The sequence below is a fragment of the Salirhabdus euzebyi genome (genome assembly GCF_014207435.1).
GTDB classification, from domain to species: Bacteria; Bacillota; Bacilli; order Bacillales; family Alkalibacillaceae; genus Salirhabdus; species Salirhabdus euzebyi.
This window is the reverse complement of the sequence record NZ_JACHGH010000005.1, coordinates 24,252-38,038: the sequence shown is the minus strand read 5'-3', so window position 1 is coordinate 38,038 and position 13,787 is coordinate 24,252. Positions and strand designations below refer to the sequence as shown.

The following is a 13,787-nucleotide window of genomic DNA, read 5'->3' as shown; positions in this document are numbered from 1 at the left end:
AGATATAAATATTACGAATTTGTGACAATTTTCCATTCGAACTTATTATTTCAAATATTATATTTAGTTTAAAAATCTACTTTTTGGGCTTTAGAAAGATTTGGCTTCTTCATCCATACATAAGCCAATTTTTCTAATATCCAGGTAAGTGAATAATGTCACAAACTTTGTAACTGGGCTATTTAAAAAATACAGATGGAAGTGATGATGATGAAGAAACCTAAAGTAGTTGTGTTAGGAGCAGGGTATGGCGGTATAATGACGACCGTTAAATTGCAGAAAATGATTGGAACAAACGAAGTCGATCTAACGTTGGTGAACAAGCACGATTATCATTATCAAACAACATGGTTACATGAAAGCTCTGCAGGCACACTTCACCATGACAGAACGAGAATTCCAATTAAAGATGTGGTGGACTTTAATAAAGTGAATTTTGTGCAAGATACAGTAATTTCTATTGATCCAAAGGCTAAAAAGGTAATTCTTGAAGATGGTGAGCTTGAATATGATTACCTTGTAATCGGTTTAGGTTTTGAATCAGCTACATTTGGAATTAAAGGCATTGAAGAGCATGCTTACACAATTAATAACGTAAATTCCTCTCGTCTCATTCGTGATACGATTGAATATAACTTCTCTCTTTACAACAATGAGGAAGAAGAAAGACCAGAACTAATTACAATCGTAGTTGGTGGAGCTGGATTTACTGGAATAGAATTTGTAGGGGAAGTGGCTAACCGTCTTCCTGAACTTTGCCATGAGTATGACATTGACCCTTCTAAGGTACGTTTAGTTACCGTTGAAGCTGGTCCTTCTGCTTTAGCAGGTTTTGATCCTGAACTTGTGGAATATGCGATGAACCGTCTTGAAGCTAAAGGCGTTGAATTCAAAATTGGTACTGCAATTAAGGAAGCAACTGCTGACGGGATTGTGGTTGAAAAAGATGGTGTACAAGAAGAAATTAAAACGAAAAACTTTGTATGGGCTGCTGGGGTTCGTGGTAACTCCATTGTTGAAAAATCCGGATTTGAAGTAAACCGTGGCCGTGTGCAAATTCGTCCTGACCTCCGTACTCCTGATTATGATGATGTTATCGTAGTAGGAGATTGTGCTGTTATTATGAATGAGGAAACAGGTCGCCCATATCCTCCAACTGCACAAATTGCTATACAAATGGCTGATGTTGCAGCACATAACGTAAAAGTAATGGTTAGAGGTGGATCTGAATTTAAAGAATTTACACCAAATATTCTAGGTACAGTTGCTTCATTAGGAGAAGGCGATGCAATAGGAGTCGTTTTTGGAACCCGTAAATTATTCGGATGGATGGCATCTGTAATGAAGAAAATTATTGATAACCGTTACCTACTAAAACTAGGCGGAATTGGATTACTATTGAAAAAAGGTAAATTCAACATCTTTAAATAAACGTAATAAGTGGCAAAGGCATGATGCAAAGCCTTTGCCATTTTAATGTGGTAATGTAGACGTGTTGTGGTACCCACATGGAATAAGGAGGAACTTTCCTTGGATATGAATATATTACATTTGTTCGTAGGTTCTCTATTATTTTTTGTTTTATTTTTTGGGATTTCATTCTTGCTAAACATGTTATTACGTAAAACGTGGATCATGGCAATTGTCTATCCTATTATTGTTATATTAATTGTAGATGATTTTCCGTTTAGTAAATATTTTACAGAGACCGGTTGGGCTTTAAGTGAATTGGGGATGAAGCTTATTCATTTAAAAATGATTGATATTGTTTTTCTGACAATGGGATTTGTTGGAACGATTGTATCGGGTATTATCATTAAAACGTTACGGTCAAGAGGCTATCAAATGTTTTAATAAAAACGCTGTTACTTATAAAAGTAGCAGCGTTTATTTTATTAGGCAGAGTCACTACTAACGAGGTATTATATTCGACTGGATAATATTAGAAAAATCAAAAAATGTATAAACATTTAAAATAATGGGCACGATGACACTCAGAGAGGTGTTATCGATGAAATTAAAAATCTCAAAAGGGATTTTCATGGTTATGTTGGTATTAGGTGCTTTATTTGTAACATATTCCTCCATAGCGAATGTGACTGCAGATGACCTAAACTCTTGGTTCAAACAAGGGGAAACAATAGAGGCTTCTTCATCTGATGTTGAACATCAAGTTAAGAAAACAGAAATAACAAAAAAAGATTTAAATAAACTATTACCTAGTAAGAGATACGTATCTAGTCAAGAAATTTCAGCACCACAAACATTAGAAGAGGCCATAGATTTCTCACAGTATCCTACTGAAACCGTTATTGCAACAGGTTATACAGCGGGGCCAGAATCTACAGGTAAAAGCCCAGGGCACCATTTATATGGTGTAACCTTTTCTGGTGTAAAAGTAACAAGGGATTTGTATTCTACGATTGCAGCTGATTTGAATAAGTTTCCTATCGGTACAATTCTATATATCCCTGGCTATGGGTATGGTGTGGTTGCTGATAAGGGCGGCGCTATTACAGGAAATAAAATAGACTTATATTATGAAACTGTAGAAGATGTTTATAATCATTGGGGTAAAAGAGAAGTAGAGGTTTATGTTGTGAAACAAGGTGATGGTTCACTTACAGCAGATCAACTTACTACTTTAAATGAAACAGAATCGATGCAAGTATTTCGTGAAAAAATATTAGAACGCTAGAAATATGGCCTGTTAAGGGCCTTTTTTTTTACTTTAAGAAAGTTTAACTTTGTTAAAGGATTAAAGTATAAGAAAAACTATGGCTTTCGCCATAAGCACTTGGAGAGAAGCCAAGTTTTTCTAATGCTTCGATAATATAGAAATTGTTCAACATGCAATTTATTTCGAGTTTCGTTATAATTAAGGTGGAGGTGTTTTAATCATGTATAAAATATTGCAACAAGATTTAACGAGTGTAGATACAGATGCATTAGTAATAGGTTTGTTTCAAGAGGACAAGACTTCTCAAGGGTTAGTGAAGGAATTAAATCAATCACTCGGAGGAGTTATAGATTCTTACTTAGAAGCGGGTGACCTTTCATTTGAATATAAGCATATTGCAAAAATATTCACATTAAATCTTATTTCACCAAAACGCTTATACATAGTAGGACTAGGAGATAAGAACGATATTACTTCAGAAAAAGTAAGGAATACCTTTGGGAAGCTATTCCAACTGCTACAAAAAGACAAAATAGGTGATGTCGCTTTTGCTTTTGATAGCTTTGTTACAGATGAATTAGAAAGCAATGTAGTAGCAGAAAATGTAATGGAAGCATTAATGATGGCACCGTTTCAATTTGATCATTATAAGACAACGGGAGACAAACCAAATACGTTTTTACCTACCATCCAAATTATCACCAAGCATGAAGAGGGATTTATTGCTCGTTCATTAGATAAAGGACTAGCTTACGGTCGTGGCACAAACCTAGCTAGAAGTTTAGTTCAGCTTCCTGGAAATGTATTAACGGCAACAAAGCTTGCAGAATATGCAGTGGAGCTTGCTAATGAGTATGAGATGGAATATGAAATTTTAGATAAAAAAGATATGGAAGAGCTAGGAATGGGAGCACTTCTTGCGGTAAATCAAGGATCAGATGAACCACCGAAGTTAATCGTTTTAAAGTATAAAGGAAAACAAGATTGGAAAGACGCAGTAGCATTAGTTGGAAAAGGGATTACCTTTGACACAGGTGGATATTCCATTAAAACGAAAGATGGTTTAATGGGAATGAAAACAGATATGGGTGGATCCGCAGCTGTACTAGGAGCAATGGATACAATTGGACGTTTGAAGCCAAAGAAAAATGTAATAGCAGTAATCCCAGCTACGGACAACATGATTAGTGGGGGAGCTTTTAAACCAGATGATGTTATTACGTCTTTAAGTGGAAAAACGATTGAGGTTAGAAATACAGATGCAGAGGGCAGATTGGCTTTAGCAGACGCCATCACTTATGCTAAACGATATAACGTGAGCAGAATTGTAGATGTTGCTACCTTAACAGGAGGTGTCATTGTTGCTCTCGGTGATCAGGTAACAGGGGTAATGACGAACGACCAAACCTTTTTAGAAGAAGTTAAGCAAGCTGCCTCCTATGTAAATGAGCCAATTTGGCAGCTACCGTATTTAGATGTTTATAAAAAACAGGTAAGAAATAGTGAAGTTGCCGATTTAAATAATTCTCCGGGAAGAAAGGGACATGCTGTATTGGCAGGATCCTTTGTAGCTGAGTTTGCTGAGGACACTCCTTGGGTTCACTTGGACATTGCAGGAACTGCTGTTTCAAGTACTAATTATGACTTAGGACCAAAAGGGCCAACTGGAATAATGGCACGTACATTAGCAAAACTTATAATAGAGTAAGAATACGTTATAAAAGAGCAATCCCAAAGGTTTTTTTTCCTGAGGGATCGCTTCTTTTTTTATGCTATATAAGATGCTTTTGACAATTGGACACGAGTCACAAGTACTTTTGCTAAAGATGCAACAAAAAACGCAAGCGCAAAATCCTTGATGAAGAAAGGTATCATTGATTGCCAAGCTGCCGAATACGAAATAGAAAGTTCCATCCATGTATTCAATGCAATATATAAAAAGTTTGTTCCGATAATATAATTCATCATAAGTCCAGCTAAAGCGGCTATTGCATAGGTAAGGTAAGATGAGGATTGCTGTTTTTCAACGATATATCCAGCTGCCCAAGCAACAAAAATAAATGATATGATAAATCCTCCAGTTGGGCTTGCCAATTGTCCAATTCCACCAGTCATTTCCGCAAAGACAGGTACACCAACACACCCTACACATATGTAAACAAACATAGAAAAGGCACCTAACCTTTTTCCAAGAAGTAAACCTGCTAATGTTGCAAAGAAAGTTTGCAACGATATAGGAACTGTTGCACTACCAATAGATACTTTTAGAAAAGGCATCCAAATAGCAATATTTGCTCCAATAGCCATTAGTCCAACAAAAAGTGCTCCAATTGTAAGATCAATTGTACGAAAATTACGTTTCGATTGTGTCATTAAAAATCCCCCTTTTCCATTTCATAATAAATTTGAAAAGGAGTATTGTCAACCAAAAACATTATGCGGTTTACAAATGGGTTTACCAATATAAATCCATGACTAATTTACAGCACACTGATCCCCCATTTACAGCTGTTAATATAATTTTTATATTATCGGGGGTAAAAGATACATCTACTGGATGAGTGATTCCTGTTTCTTTCACAAGCTTAATCACTTCAGCTTGATTCGATTTTTGAGCATTGTCCATTACTTGTTTTGCAAATTCCTTTGAGTCAGAAAGCTTAGCTATAATTTTTTGCGCATCGACTAAAAGAGCTTGAAAACTATATGCTGAATCGGTAAACTGCGATGGATTGACCTCTGGATAGGGTGGTTGCCGATGATTATGATAATAAGGAACATAGTAAAGCGGGGGCAAAAAATAGTGACACATCATGAAAACCTCCTTCCCTTCAGTTTATGAAGAGGGAGTGTGTTGGTGATTATTTAATTAAACAGATAATACTGTCCATATTGCTTATCATTTTTTACCTTCAGTGTTAAGGGATGTTAGTAAGCGTAATGGACGTTCCAATCCCTCTGAAAAAACAAAAAACGAGACTTACTCTCTAGAGGAAGTCTCGTTTTCATTAGTGTTGTTATTTAATAATTGCGTCCAAAGCAACTTCCATCATATCGTTAAAAGTGGTTTGTCTTTCTTGGGCGGTTGTTTCTTCTCCAGTAATGACGTGATCGCTTACAGTTAAAATAGATAGCGCTTGTCTGTCATATTTAGCTGCTAAGGTATAAAGAGCAGTCGTTTCCATTTCTACTGCTAGAACATTATATTTGGCTAATAAATCAAATAGCTCCTTAGCATTGTCCCGATAAAAGCTATCACTTGTAAACACATTCCCAACTTTTAATTCTAAACCTTTATTACTTCCAGCATCATAAGCATTTTTTAGTAATTGGAAATCAGCTGTAGGGGAATAGTCAATACCCCCAAAAGTCATTCGGTTCATTTGGGAGTCTGTGGAAGATGTTGTTGCCAGAATAACATCTCTTACTTTTACGTCTTTTTGTAATGCTCCACAAGAACCAACTCTAATCAATTTTTGTACATTATATTCTTGAATAAGCTCATTCACATAAATGGAAATAGACGGCACGCCCATACCTGTTCCCTGTACGGAGACCTTTTCTCCTTTATATGTACCAGTAAAGCCGTACATCCCGCGTACTTCGTTGTAACAAGTAACGTTTTCTAAGTAGGTGTCAGCAATATATTTAGCGCGAAGTGGATCGCCTGGTAAAAGAATTTTATCGGCAATATCTCCTTGATTAGCTCCTATATGTACACTCATATTTTTACCTCCTTGAGCACAATGTAAAATAAAAGTATCATATCCAATGGCTAAACACAAATCAAGTATAGATATGTGCAGCATGGAGTGCAAAGTTGAATTGTGTTATCATTTGGTTGGTAGTATAGGACATGAATTTTTAAAAAGGTTTCACGTTCACCGAACTAGATAGAATATCTTAAAATAAGTACAAACTAATAGAATGGAAGGAGTACTTGGGATGAATGTTTCTGTTTCACAATTACCTGGTATAGGACAAAAGATTACTTTTAAAACAGCGGGAGATAGCATGCTTGTTTTAATTGTTCATCATACAGGGAAGAGAGAATTGTATTTTTTTGAAGACGTTGATAGTGATGAAGCGGATTTTGCAATGGATTTAACAGGGGACGAAACAAGGGAACTTGGTGCTCAATTGTTAGGAGCAACCTATCAGCCAGTTGACGCAGATAAGCTTCAAATGTTTAAAAATCAAATTGTGATGGATTGGGTGAAAATAAAAGAAGATTCCCCGCTTGTCAATAAAACTCTAGAAGAATCAGAAATACGTAACAAAACAGGGGCAACTGTAATGGGCGTTGTAAAGGGTGACGAAATTGTTGCTGCTCCCGGTCCTGAGACAGTTCTTCAAGCAGGCGATGTTCTCATGATTTTTGGGAAAAAGGATCAAGTTTCCTTTTTAGAAGCATTTTGTAAAGGAGAGGAATGATACTTGTGCATATGGAAATACCTAGTTTATTAGCTGCAGGCTTAATATTATTAGGAATATTTAGCTTGGGCTTTCTAAGTATAAAGATTAAATTTCCAAATGTCATCTTATATATTATATTTGGTATCATTCTTGCTGGTGCTTTACATCATAATGAATTACTCCATTTTGCTAGTGAAATAGGAATTGTTCTACTCTTTTTTCTTTTAGGATTGGAATTTAACATCAGTCGTTTAAGTGGAATAGCGAGAAAAATATGGCCTGCTGGTCTTTTAGATGTTGCATTGAACCTCGGAATAGTGATGGTTATTTGTTATTTCTTTGACTTAGACCTATTTACTTCCTTTCTAATAGGTGGAGTGGCTTATGCAACGAGTTCATCTATCACAGCTAAATTGTTAGATGATACTGGTCGGATGGCGAATAGGGAAGCAGAATATATTTTAGGGATTCTAATTTTTGAAGATTTAGTAGCTCCCATAGTAGTAGCGGTTCTGATGGGAATTACGACTGGAGGAGACTTTACTTCTATAGACTTCCTCATTTTATTTGGTAAAATAATAGCTCTAACAGTAGGAGCAATTCTTTTAAGTAAAACCTTGTTTAAGAAATTTGAAGCTTTTCTGGATAAGATAAGTGATGAGGATTTCAAAATTGCACTACTTGTCGGAATTGCACTAGCCTATGGTGGACTAGCGCTATATTTAGGGTTATCTGAAGTGTTAGGGGCATTCCTAGCTGGAATGATGCTTGCGGAAATGAGTAAAATTGAAAAAGTAGAACATACTGTACATCCAGTGAAAAATTTATTTTTACCTACCTTTTTCATCTATTTCGGTACTACCGTCGAATTTGGTGAGGGAGTACCAATGGTTTCTTTTCTAGTAGTCTTACTTATATGGTCAGTTGTAGCTAAAATCTTAGTCGGAGTTATAGGTGGCCGAATGTATGGATTATCTAATAGAGTATCGTTTAGAGCAGGATTATCCATTTGTGCAAGAGGAGAGTTTTCAGTTGTAATAGCAAGTCTAGCAACAGGAGTAATTAAGGTTTTTGCAGGAGTATACATCATTTTAGCTGCATTTATTGGCATGGTATTATTTCAGCAAGCGCCTGCAATAACGAATAAAATTTATGGGAAACCGAAAAAGAAAAAGAAAAACTTGAAGGTTCCCGGTGTTTATTAACCATTACCTTCGTTCGTATTAAACATGTAATGTTCATGCTATAATTATTAGGATAAAGGGAAAGGCGTGATGAAAAATGATGGAATTTTTGTATTTCCCTCAAGATAAGACGGAATATTTGCCATCCATTTTGATGTTAATGATTTTTCTTATAGCAGCAGTTTTTTTTACAAGATTTTTAATGAAATTATCTCGACGTGAACAACAGAAGGTTGACGAGCAATATGCAGATAAAATGATTTTTAACGATAAACAAAATGACCACTAACATGGGATATTGGCCTTTCAATTAAAAAATTGAAAGGCTTTTCTTTTTGTTGTTAGCTTATAATTGGCCATTTATCAAGTTTTCGGTACACAAGAGTTTACTTTATTAGGGAATTGGCAAAACTACGAGTGGAAAAGGTATAGAGAGGAAGTTGTAGTATGATAAGGTATGTAAGTTCTTTCTTTCTCGTTTTACTCGTTATCCTGTCATCTTGTAATGATAAAAGTCGATCACCATTAGAAATAGACATTTACAATCCAGAAGGTGACTCTTTAGGAACAGCAACTTTATCAGAGCAAGCAGAAGGTGTAAAAATTAAATTAAATATAACTGGCTTAGAGCCAGGATTTCATGCCATTCACATACATGAGTTTCCAAAATGTGAAGGACCTGATTTCAAATCTGCAGGTAATCACTTTAATCCTGACTCAAAGCTCCATGGATTAATGCATCCAGAAGGAGCTCACGTAGGAGATATGCCGAATGTAGAGGCTGCAGAGGACGGGAAGATTGATGGAGAAGTAACGGTAGAAAAAGCAACTTTAGCAGACGACAAGTATTCCCTTTTAAAAGGGGAAGGTACATCCTTGGTCATTCACGAGAGCCAGGATAATGGGATGAGCCAACCTGCTGGGGATGCCGGTGCCAGAGTAGCTTGTGGAAAAATTACATTAGCGGAAGATGATAAAGATCAATCTCCAACTAATCCTGCTGAAACAGGACCAGAAGAAGAGGAGAAATAAGCAATAATTTTAATCTTGTTTGGACAAAAAGAGACCGACCATGCCTTCACTATATAGAAGAATGGTCGGTCTCTTTTGTTACATATGAGGTCGTAAGTCACAACTCCGCCATAACTTTATTACCAAATTGTGAACTGTTTCACAAACTTATTTTAAATAAAAAAAATCATGATATAGTAAGAGTGTAGTAAGAAACAAACACACAAGAATTCTTGAAAATGCATTTGTGAAATGGTGAGCAAACTAAACTAAAAATAATAAGAAAAAGGGGTTGAATGTCATGTTTGTTGATGTTCTTCGTAATAACAAAATCGTAGCAGGAGTTTTAGCATTCATCCGAATATATATTGGTTATCAATGGTTCACAGCAGGTATTGGAAAAGTAACAGGTGGATTTGATGCAAGTGGATTTCTACAAGGAGCCATTGGCAAAGCAACGGGAGACCACCCAGCAGTGCAAGGCTGGTGGGCAGCATTCCTTGAAAGTGTCGCACTACCAAATGCAAACTTCTTTAGCTTCTTAGTAGCGTGGGGTGAAGTTTTAGTAGGATTAGCATTAATCGTAGGTATCTTTACAAATTTTGCAGCTTTAATGGGAATCACCATGAACTTCGCATTCCTATTAAGTGGAACAGTGAGCACGAATCCACAAATGGTATTACTAACAGTATTTTTACTAGTAGCAGGCTTCAACGCAGGTCGCTACGGCCTAGACAGATGGGTTATACCTTTCCTTCGCGAACATAACCCAACGAACAAAAATAGAAAAATTAAAAAACAAGTCGCAACTGTATAGCAAAAAAGAGGAGCTGGTGGATTCCATACACCAGCTCCTTTACTTAGAGAGCACCTAAGATTCTGTTGACGCCTTCTACTACTATTTCCTTTGGACAGGCAATATTTATCCTCATAAAGCCTTCTCCTTCTTTTCCAAAAGTATATCCATCATTTAGGCCAATTTTTGCTTTTGTGCGAAAAAATTGTTTTAGCTCTTGTGGTTCAAGACCAAGTTCTCGACAATCGATCCATAGAAGGTATGTTCCTTCCGAATCAAAAACCTTTATTTTTCTAGTATGTGAATGTATTGTTTCGATGACGTACCGTTTGTTCTCTTCTAATATTTCAATTAGACGATGCAGCCACTTTTCTCCGTGTTTATAGGCGGCTTCCATTGCAGTAATACCGAATGTATTTAGTAAATGAAAGCCTTGGTTCATCAATTGATTATCAATCTTTAATTTTTTTCTTCTATCGGTTGTAATAATATAGGATGCTTGTAGCCCTGCTAAATTAAAAGTTTTAGATGGGGAGTGACAAGTGATAACATTTTCGCCAATTTGATCCGAAATTGTTGCTATCGGTATATGTTTATGAGAGGAGAAAATTAGATCACTATGAATTTCGTCTGAAACGATTAAAACATTATGTCGCATGCAAATTTGCGCCATTTTTGTTAATTCTTCTCTTGTCCATACTCTTCCAACTGGATTATGTGGGTTACATAAAATAAACATCGTTAGGTCTTTGTCTTTTATTTTTTGTTCAAAATCAGTAAAATCAATTTCATATTTATCCCCATTTAGAAGTAATGGGTTTTTGACGACTTTTCGGCCATGATTTTCAACAGCAGCATAAAAGGGTGGATAAATAGGGGTTTGAATTAATATTTTATCCGCTTCCTTCGTTAATGCTTGAACAATCATATGCAAGGAAGTAACCACACCAGGACTATAAGTAATCCATTCTGGAGCTATCTTCCAATTATGTCTTTTTTGCATCCAATATGTAATAGCTTCATTTAATGTGTTATCCGTAATCGTATACCCATATAAGTTATGTTGTGCTCGATTGATAATTGCTTGCTGAACTTCTTTAGGTGCAGGAAAGTCCATATCGGCAACCCACATAGGTAAAACTTCTTTATCCTTAAAAATTTTTTCCGTTAAATCCCATTTAACGGATCTTGTGTTTATACGATCTACTTTCTTTTGGAAATCCCCCATAGATGTTGCCCCCTTCAAACCGTAGATAGTCTTATCTTACAAAAACAATCGATAAAATAGAAATAAAAAGGATAGTAAAACTGCTCATACCGAACCTCTAGGTTGAGAAAGAGTATATTTATCCCCATTAAAAGTTCAAATGTGCAAAAAAAAAGCAAAGCGCTAAAGAACGCTTTGCCACACAGGGGGAATACGAGAAAGTCTTACCTTACATAATATTACCGTTCTTGTTAATTTTTAAACATGTTTTTTTAAAAAACTTAAAGGGAATTTTATATGGTGTCACGATGTAATTTCACGTATAAAAATGGATAACTTTTTGGTTATGTTTTGCTTGTGTATCTTCTTTGTGTTAAAATCATTTAATGCGTCAAAAGATAAGAGAAAAATTAATCGGGAGTTGTTCATCATGGCAGATAAAATTGAAGTTGGTGAAGTTTTAGAAGGTAAAGTAACAGGAATTCAACCTTATGGAGCATTTGTTTCGTTAAATGAAGAAACACAAGGTCTTGTGCATATTTCTGAAGTGACACATGGCTACGTAAAAGATATTAATGACCATTTAAAGGTTGGAGATGAAGTGAAGGTAAAGGTTCTTAATATAGATGAGAACGCAGGTAAATATTCACTATCTATCCGAGCTACAGAAGAAGCTCCTAAGCAAGAGGCAGCTAAACCTAAGAAAACGGCTCGTCCAAATCAGCAAAAGCAAGAACAGGAATCTGCAGCTTCAGCTGGATTTAACACACTTAAAGATAAGCTTGAAGAGTGGATTCAACAATCGAAAGAACGTGAAGAAACGTATAAAAATTAATTTCATTACAAAAAGAGGTGTTCCACATGTTGGAACACCTCTTTTTCATATTAAGATATTTAATGCTCTTCTCCCTTAAACAATAATGGGATTAATGCAAGTCCACAAAGACCTACAACCGCATATACAATTCTTGGGATGATTGCATCTTGTTCTCCACCACCAAGTAAAGAAGCAACTAGGTCATATTGAAAGAAACCGATTAGTCCCCAATTAATTGCTCCAACAATAGCAATGAAAAGGCAAAATTTATGAAAACCATTCATTTTACAAACCTCCTTCATTTTCCGTATTTTTTGTAAAAAAAGCTATCTTTATTCAGTTGGCAAAATGATTTCAGAGCAGTTGTTTTGAAATTTAATACGAGAAAAATGATAATAATAAGGATTGACGTAATGAAAGGAGAACAACTATGGAAAACTTCACATTTTATAATCCAACAAAATTAGTATTTGGAAAAGATCAATTGGAACAATTACCTGAACTTATTCCTAGTCACGTGGAAAATGTACTAATTGTCTACGGTGGCGGGAGTATCAAGAAAAATGGTATTTATGATAGGGTTCTAAAACAACTAAACAAACGTGCACTTAACGTTTTTGAACTTAAGGGTGTAGAGCCTAACCCACGAATTTCAACAGTAAGAAAAGGTGGAGAACTATGTAAACAGAATAGAATAGATTTTCTCCTTGCTGTTGGTGGTGGAAGTGTGATAGATTGCACAAAAACAATTGCAGCTGCTGCAAAATATGATGGTGATCCATGGGACTTGGTAACAAGAAAGGCTATTCCAAAAGAAGCTCTTCCCCTTGCGTCAGTACTTACACTTGCGGCTACTGGTTCTGAAATGAATGCTGGAGCTGTTATTACGAATTGGGAGACAAATGAGAAATACGGCTGGGGAGGCCCACTCCTTTTTCCTCAATTCTCTATATTAGACCCTGCTCATACGATATCAGTTCCGAAAGATCAAACAATATATGGCATTGTTGATATGATGACACACATTTTCGAACAGTATTTTCATGAATCGAGTAGCTCACCTGTACAGGATCAAATGTGTGAAGGAGTACTAAGAACGATTATAGAAACAGCACCAAAGCTGCTAAATGATTTAGAGTCTTATGAGCACCGAGAAACTATTTTATACGCTGGTACGATTGCTTTAAATGGAATGCTGCAAATGGGCTATCGCGGGGATTGGGCATCTCATAACATTGAGCATGCTGTTTCAGCCGTATATGATATTCCACATGCGGGTGGTCTTGCTATACTGTTCCCAAACTGGATGAAACATAACTTGGATGTCGATGTAAGTAGGTTTAAAAAATTGGCTACTAATGTTTTTCAAGTTGAAGAATCAGGAAAGTCAGATAGAGAAATTGCTTTAGAAGGGATATCTAAACTACGTGAATTTTGGGATTCACTTGGAGCGCCTAATCGACTTTCTGATTATAATATTAATGATGAAAAAGTCGATTTAATGGCAGAGCGCGCTATGGTTAGAGGACCATTCGGTAATTTCAATGCATTAAACAAAGAGGATGTTGTAGCTATTTTAAAAAACTCTCTTTAAACGGAAACCGACACAATTCTGTGTCGGTTTTTTTATATTACTGCTTCCTTTTTATGCTAAAATGAAAAACGGATGAAGAAAT

16 protein-coding genes are annotated in these 13,787 nt (G+C 35.9%); 11 read left to right on the top strand and 5 right to left on the bottom strand.

Translation table 11 applies throughout. The annotated features are described in order from the left end of the window. Window positions 1-210 precede the first annotated feature (210 nt). The 4 genes from HNQ94_RS09185 to HNQ94_RS09170 all read left to right on the top strand — a co-directional run bounded on the left by HNQ94_RS09185 (window position 211) and on the right by HNQ94_RS09170 (window position 4,388). On the top strand, window positions 211-1,431 hold the full coding sequence (locus HNQ94_RS09185; protein ID WP_174497849.1) for an NAD(P)/FAD-dependent oxidoreductase: 1,221 nt from the start codon (window positions 211-213) through the stop codon (window positions 1,429-1,431). Between the two features lie 105 nt (window positions 1,432-1,536). After that, the gene (locus HNQ94_RS09180; protein WP_174497848.1) at window positions 1,537-1,854 is read left to right on the top strand and encodes a YuiB family protein; all 318 of its coding nucleotides are present in this window, start codon (window positions 1,537-1,539) and stop codon (window positions 1,852-1,854) included. Between the two features lie 157 nt (window positions 1,855-2,011). After that, a complete protein-coding gene (gene spsC / locus HNQ94_RS09175) occupies window positions 2,012-2,698 on the top strand; it encodes a stationary phase survival protein SpsC (protein ID WP_174497835.1) in 687 nt (228 codons plus the stop codon). A 202-nt stretch (window positions 2,699-2,900) separates the two neighbouring features. Continuing rightward, window positions 2,901-4,388 (top strand): leucyl aminopeptidase, encoded by a 1,488-nt coding sequence (locus HNQ94_RS09170; RefSeq protein ID WP_174497834.1) that lies wholly within the window; start codon window positions 2,901-2,903, stop codon window positions 4,386-4,388. Between the two features lie 59 nt (window positions 4,389-4,447). On the opposite strand, the gene HNQ94_RS09165 is transcribed toward HNQ94_RS09170, so the two are convergent. The 3 genes from HNQ94_RS09165 to deoD all read right to left on the bottom strand — a co-directional run bounded on the left by HNQ94_RS09165 (window position 4,448) and on the right by deoD (window position 6,405). After that, window positions 4,448-5,053, bottom strand: coding sequence for a biotin transporter BioY (locus tag HNQ94_RS09165; RefSeq protein WP_174497833.1), 606 nt, complete (start codon window positions 5,051-5,053; stop codon window positions 4,448-4,450). Between the two features lie 82 nt (window positions 5,054-5,135). After that, a complete protein-coding gene (locus tag HNQ94_RS09160) occupies window positions 5,136-5,495 on the bottom strand; it encodes a YuzC family spore coat inner layer protein (protein ID WP_174497832.1) in 360 nt (119 codons plus the stop codon). 202 nt (window positions 5,496-5,697) lie between these two features. After that, window positions 5,698-6,405 carry a purine-nucleoside phosphorylase gene (gene deoD / locus HNQ94_RS09155; RefSeq protein ID WP_174497831.1) on the bottom strand — a complete coding sequence of 236 codons (708 nt, stop codon included), beginning with the start codon at window positions 6,403-6,405 and terminating at the stop codon, window positions 5,698-5,700. A 220-nt stretch (window positions 6,406-6,625) separates the two neighbouring features. Here deoD and HNQ94_RS09150 point away from each other — a divergent pair, with 220 nt between their 5' ends. From HNQ94_RS09150 to HNQ94_RS09130, 5 genes are all read left to right on the top strand, one after another. Beyond that, on the top strand, window positions 6,626-7,114 hold the full coding sequence (locus tag HNQ94_RS09150) for a cation:proton antiporter regulatory subunit (RefSeq protein WP_174497830.1): 489 nt from the start codon (window positions 6,626-6,628) through the stop codon (window positions 7,112-7,114). 11 nt (window positions 7,115-7,125) lie between these two features. After that, on the top strand, window positions 7,126-8,301 hold the full coding sequence (locus HNQ94_RS09145; RefSeq protein WP_174497847.1) for a cation:proton antiporter: 1,176 nt from the start codon (window positions 7,126-7,128) through the stop codon (window positions 8,299-8,301). A gap of 76 nt (window positions 8,302-8,377) precedes the next feature. After that, window positions 8,378-8,569: a hypothetical protein gene (locus HNQ94_RS09140; RefSeq protein WP_174497829.1), complete on the top strand. Its 192-nt coding sequence runs from the start codon at window positions 8,378-8,380 to the stop codon at window positions 8,567-8,569. 158 nt (window positions 8,570-8,727) lie between these two features. After that, on the top strand, window positions 8,728-9,312 hold the full coding sequence (locus HNQ94_RS09135) for a superoxide dismutase family protein (RefSeq protein WP_174497828.1): 585 nt from the start codon (window positions 8,728-8,730) through the stop codon (window positions 9,310-9,312). A 280-nt stretch (window positions 9,313-9,592) separates the two neighbouring features. Further along, window positions 9,593-10,108 (top strand): DoxX family protein, encoded by a 516-nt coding sequence (locus tag HNQ94_RS09130; RefSeq protein WP_174497827.1) that lies wholly within the window; start codon window positions 9,593-9,595, stop codon window positions 10,106-10,108. A gap of 43 nt (window positions 10,109-10,151) precedes the next feature. Here the strand turns inward: HNQ94_RS09130 and HNQ94_RS09125 are convergent, their stop codons facing one another. Beyond that, complete coding sequence (locus HNQ94_RS09125; protein ID WP_174497826.1) at window positions 10,152-11,315, bottom strand: MalY/PatB family protein; 1,164 nt, start codon at window positions 11,313-11,315, stop codon at window positions 10,152-10,154. Between the two features lie 409 nt (window positions 11,316-11,724). Between HNQ94_RS09125 and yugI the strand changes: the two genes are divergently transcribed. Then, on the top strand, window positions 11,725-12,129 hold the full coding sequence (gene yugI, locus HNQ94_RS09120; protein WP_174497825.1) for a S1 domain-containing post-transcriptional regulator GSP13: 405 nt from the start codon (window positions 11,725-11,727) through the stop codon (window positions 12,127-12,129). A 59-nt stretch (window positions 12,130-12,188) separates the two neighbouring features. On the opposite strand, the gene HNQ94_RS09115 is transcribed toward yugI, so the two are convergent. Further along, window positions 12,189-12,395, bottom strand: coding sequence for a DUF378 domain-containing protein (locus HNQ94_RS09115; RefSeq protein ID WP_174497824.1), 207 nt, complete (start codon window positions 12,393-12,395; stop codon window positions 12,189-12,191). A 146-nt stretch (window positions 12,396-12,541) separates the two neighbouring features. On the opposite strand from HNQ94_RS09115, the gene HNQ94_RS09110 reads away from it, so the two are divergent. Next, entirely contained in the window at window positions 12,542-13,705 is a 1,164-nt protein-coding gene (locus HNQ94_RS09110; RefSeq protein WP_174497823.1) for an iron-containing alcohol dehydrogenase, read from the top strand. The last annotated feature ends 82 nt before the right edge of the window (window positions 13,706-13,787 follow it).

What these genes read in the sequence shown, in the direction of transcription:
- HNQ94_RS09110 (WP_174497823.1), top strand. Translation starts at nt 12,542, where the DNA reads ATGGAAAACTTCACATTTTATAATCCAACAAAATTAGTATTTGGAAAA.
- HNQ94_RS09170 (WP_174497834.1), top strand. Translation starts at nt 2,901, where the DNA reads ATGTATAAAATATTGCAACAAGATTTAACGAGTGTAGATACAGATGCA.
- HNQ94_RS09165 (WP_174497833.1), bottom strand. Translation starts at nt 5,053, where the DNA reads ATGACACAATCGAAACGTAATTTTCGTACAATTGATCTTACAATTGGA.
- HNQ94_RS09180 (WP_174497848.1), top strand. Translation starts at nt 1,537, where the DNA reads ATGAATATATTACATTTGTTCGTAGGTTCTCTATTATTTTTTGTTTTA.
- HNQ94_RS09125 (WP_174497826.1), bottom strand. Translation starts at nt 11,315, where the DNA reads ATGGGGGATTTCCAAAAGAAAGTAGATCGTATAAACACAAGATCCGTT.
- HNQ94_RS09140 (WP_174497829.1), top strand. Translation starts at nt 8,378, where the DNA reads ATGATGGAATTTTTGTATTTCCCTCAAGATAAGACGGAATATTTGCCA.
- HNQ94_RS09160 (WP_174497832.1), bottom strand. Translation starts at nt 5,495, where the DNA reads ATGATGTGTCACTATTTTTTGCCCCCGCTTTACTATGTTCCTTATTAT.
- HNQ94_RS09145 (WP_174497847.1), top strand. Translation starts at nt 7,126, where the DNA reads ATGGAAATACCTAGTTTATTAGCTGCAGGCTTAATATTATTAGGAATA.
- HNQ94_RS09130 (WP_174497827.1), top strand. Translation starts at nt 9,593, where the DNA reads ATGTTTGTTGATGTTCTTCGTAATAACAAAATCGTAGCAGGAGTTTTA.
- deoD (WP_174497831.1), bottom strand. Translation starts at nt 6,405, where the DNA reads ATGAGTGTACATATAGGAGCTAATCAAGGAGATATTGCCGATAAAATT.
- HNQ94_RS09115 (WP_174497824.1), bottom strand. Translation starts at nt 12,395, where the DNA reads ATGAATGGTTTTCATAAATTTTGCCTTTTCATTGCTATTGTTGGAGCA.
- HNQ94_RS09185 (WP_174497849.1), top strand. Translation starts at nt 211, where the DNA reads ATGAAGAAACCTAAAGTAGTTGTGTTAGGAGCAGGGTATGGCGGTATA.
- spsC (WP_174497835.1), top strand. Translation starts at nt 2,012, where the DNA reads ATGAAATTAAAAATCTCAAAAGGGATTTTCATGGTTATGTTGGTATTA.
- HNQ94_RS09150 (WP_174497830.1), top strand. Translation starts at nt 6,626, where the DNA reads ATGAATGTTTCTGTTTCACAATTACCTGGTATAGGACAAAAGATTACT.
- HNQ94_RS09135 (WP_174497828.1), top strand. Translation starts at nt 8,728, where the DNA reads ATGATAAGGTATGTAAGTTCTTTCTTTCTCGTTTTACTCGTTATCCTG.
- yugI (WP_174497825.1), top strand. Translation starts at nt 11,725, where the DNA reads ATGGCAGATAAAATTGAAGTTGGTGAAGTTTTAGAAGGTAAAGTAACA.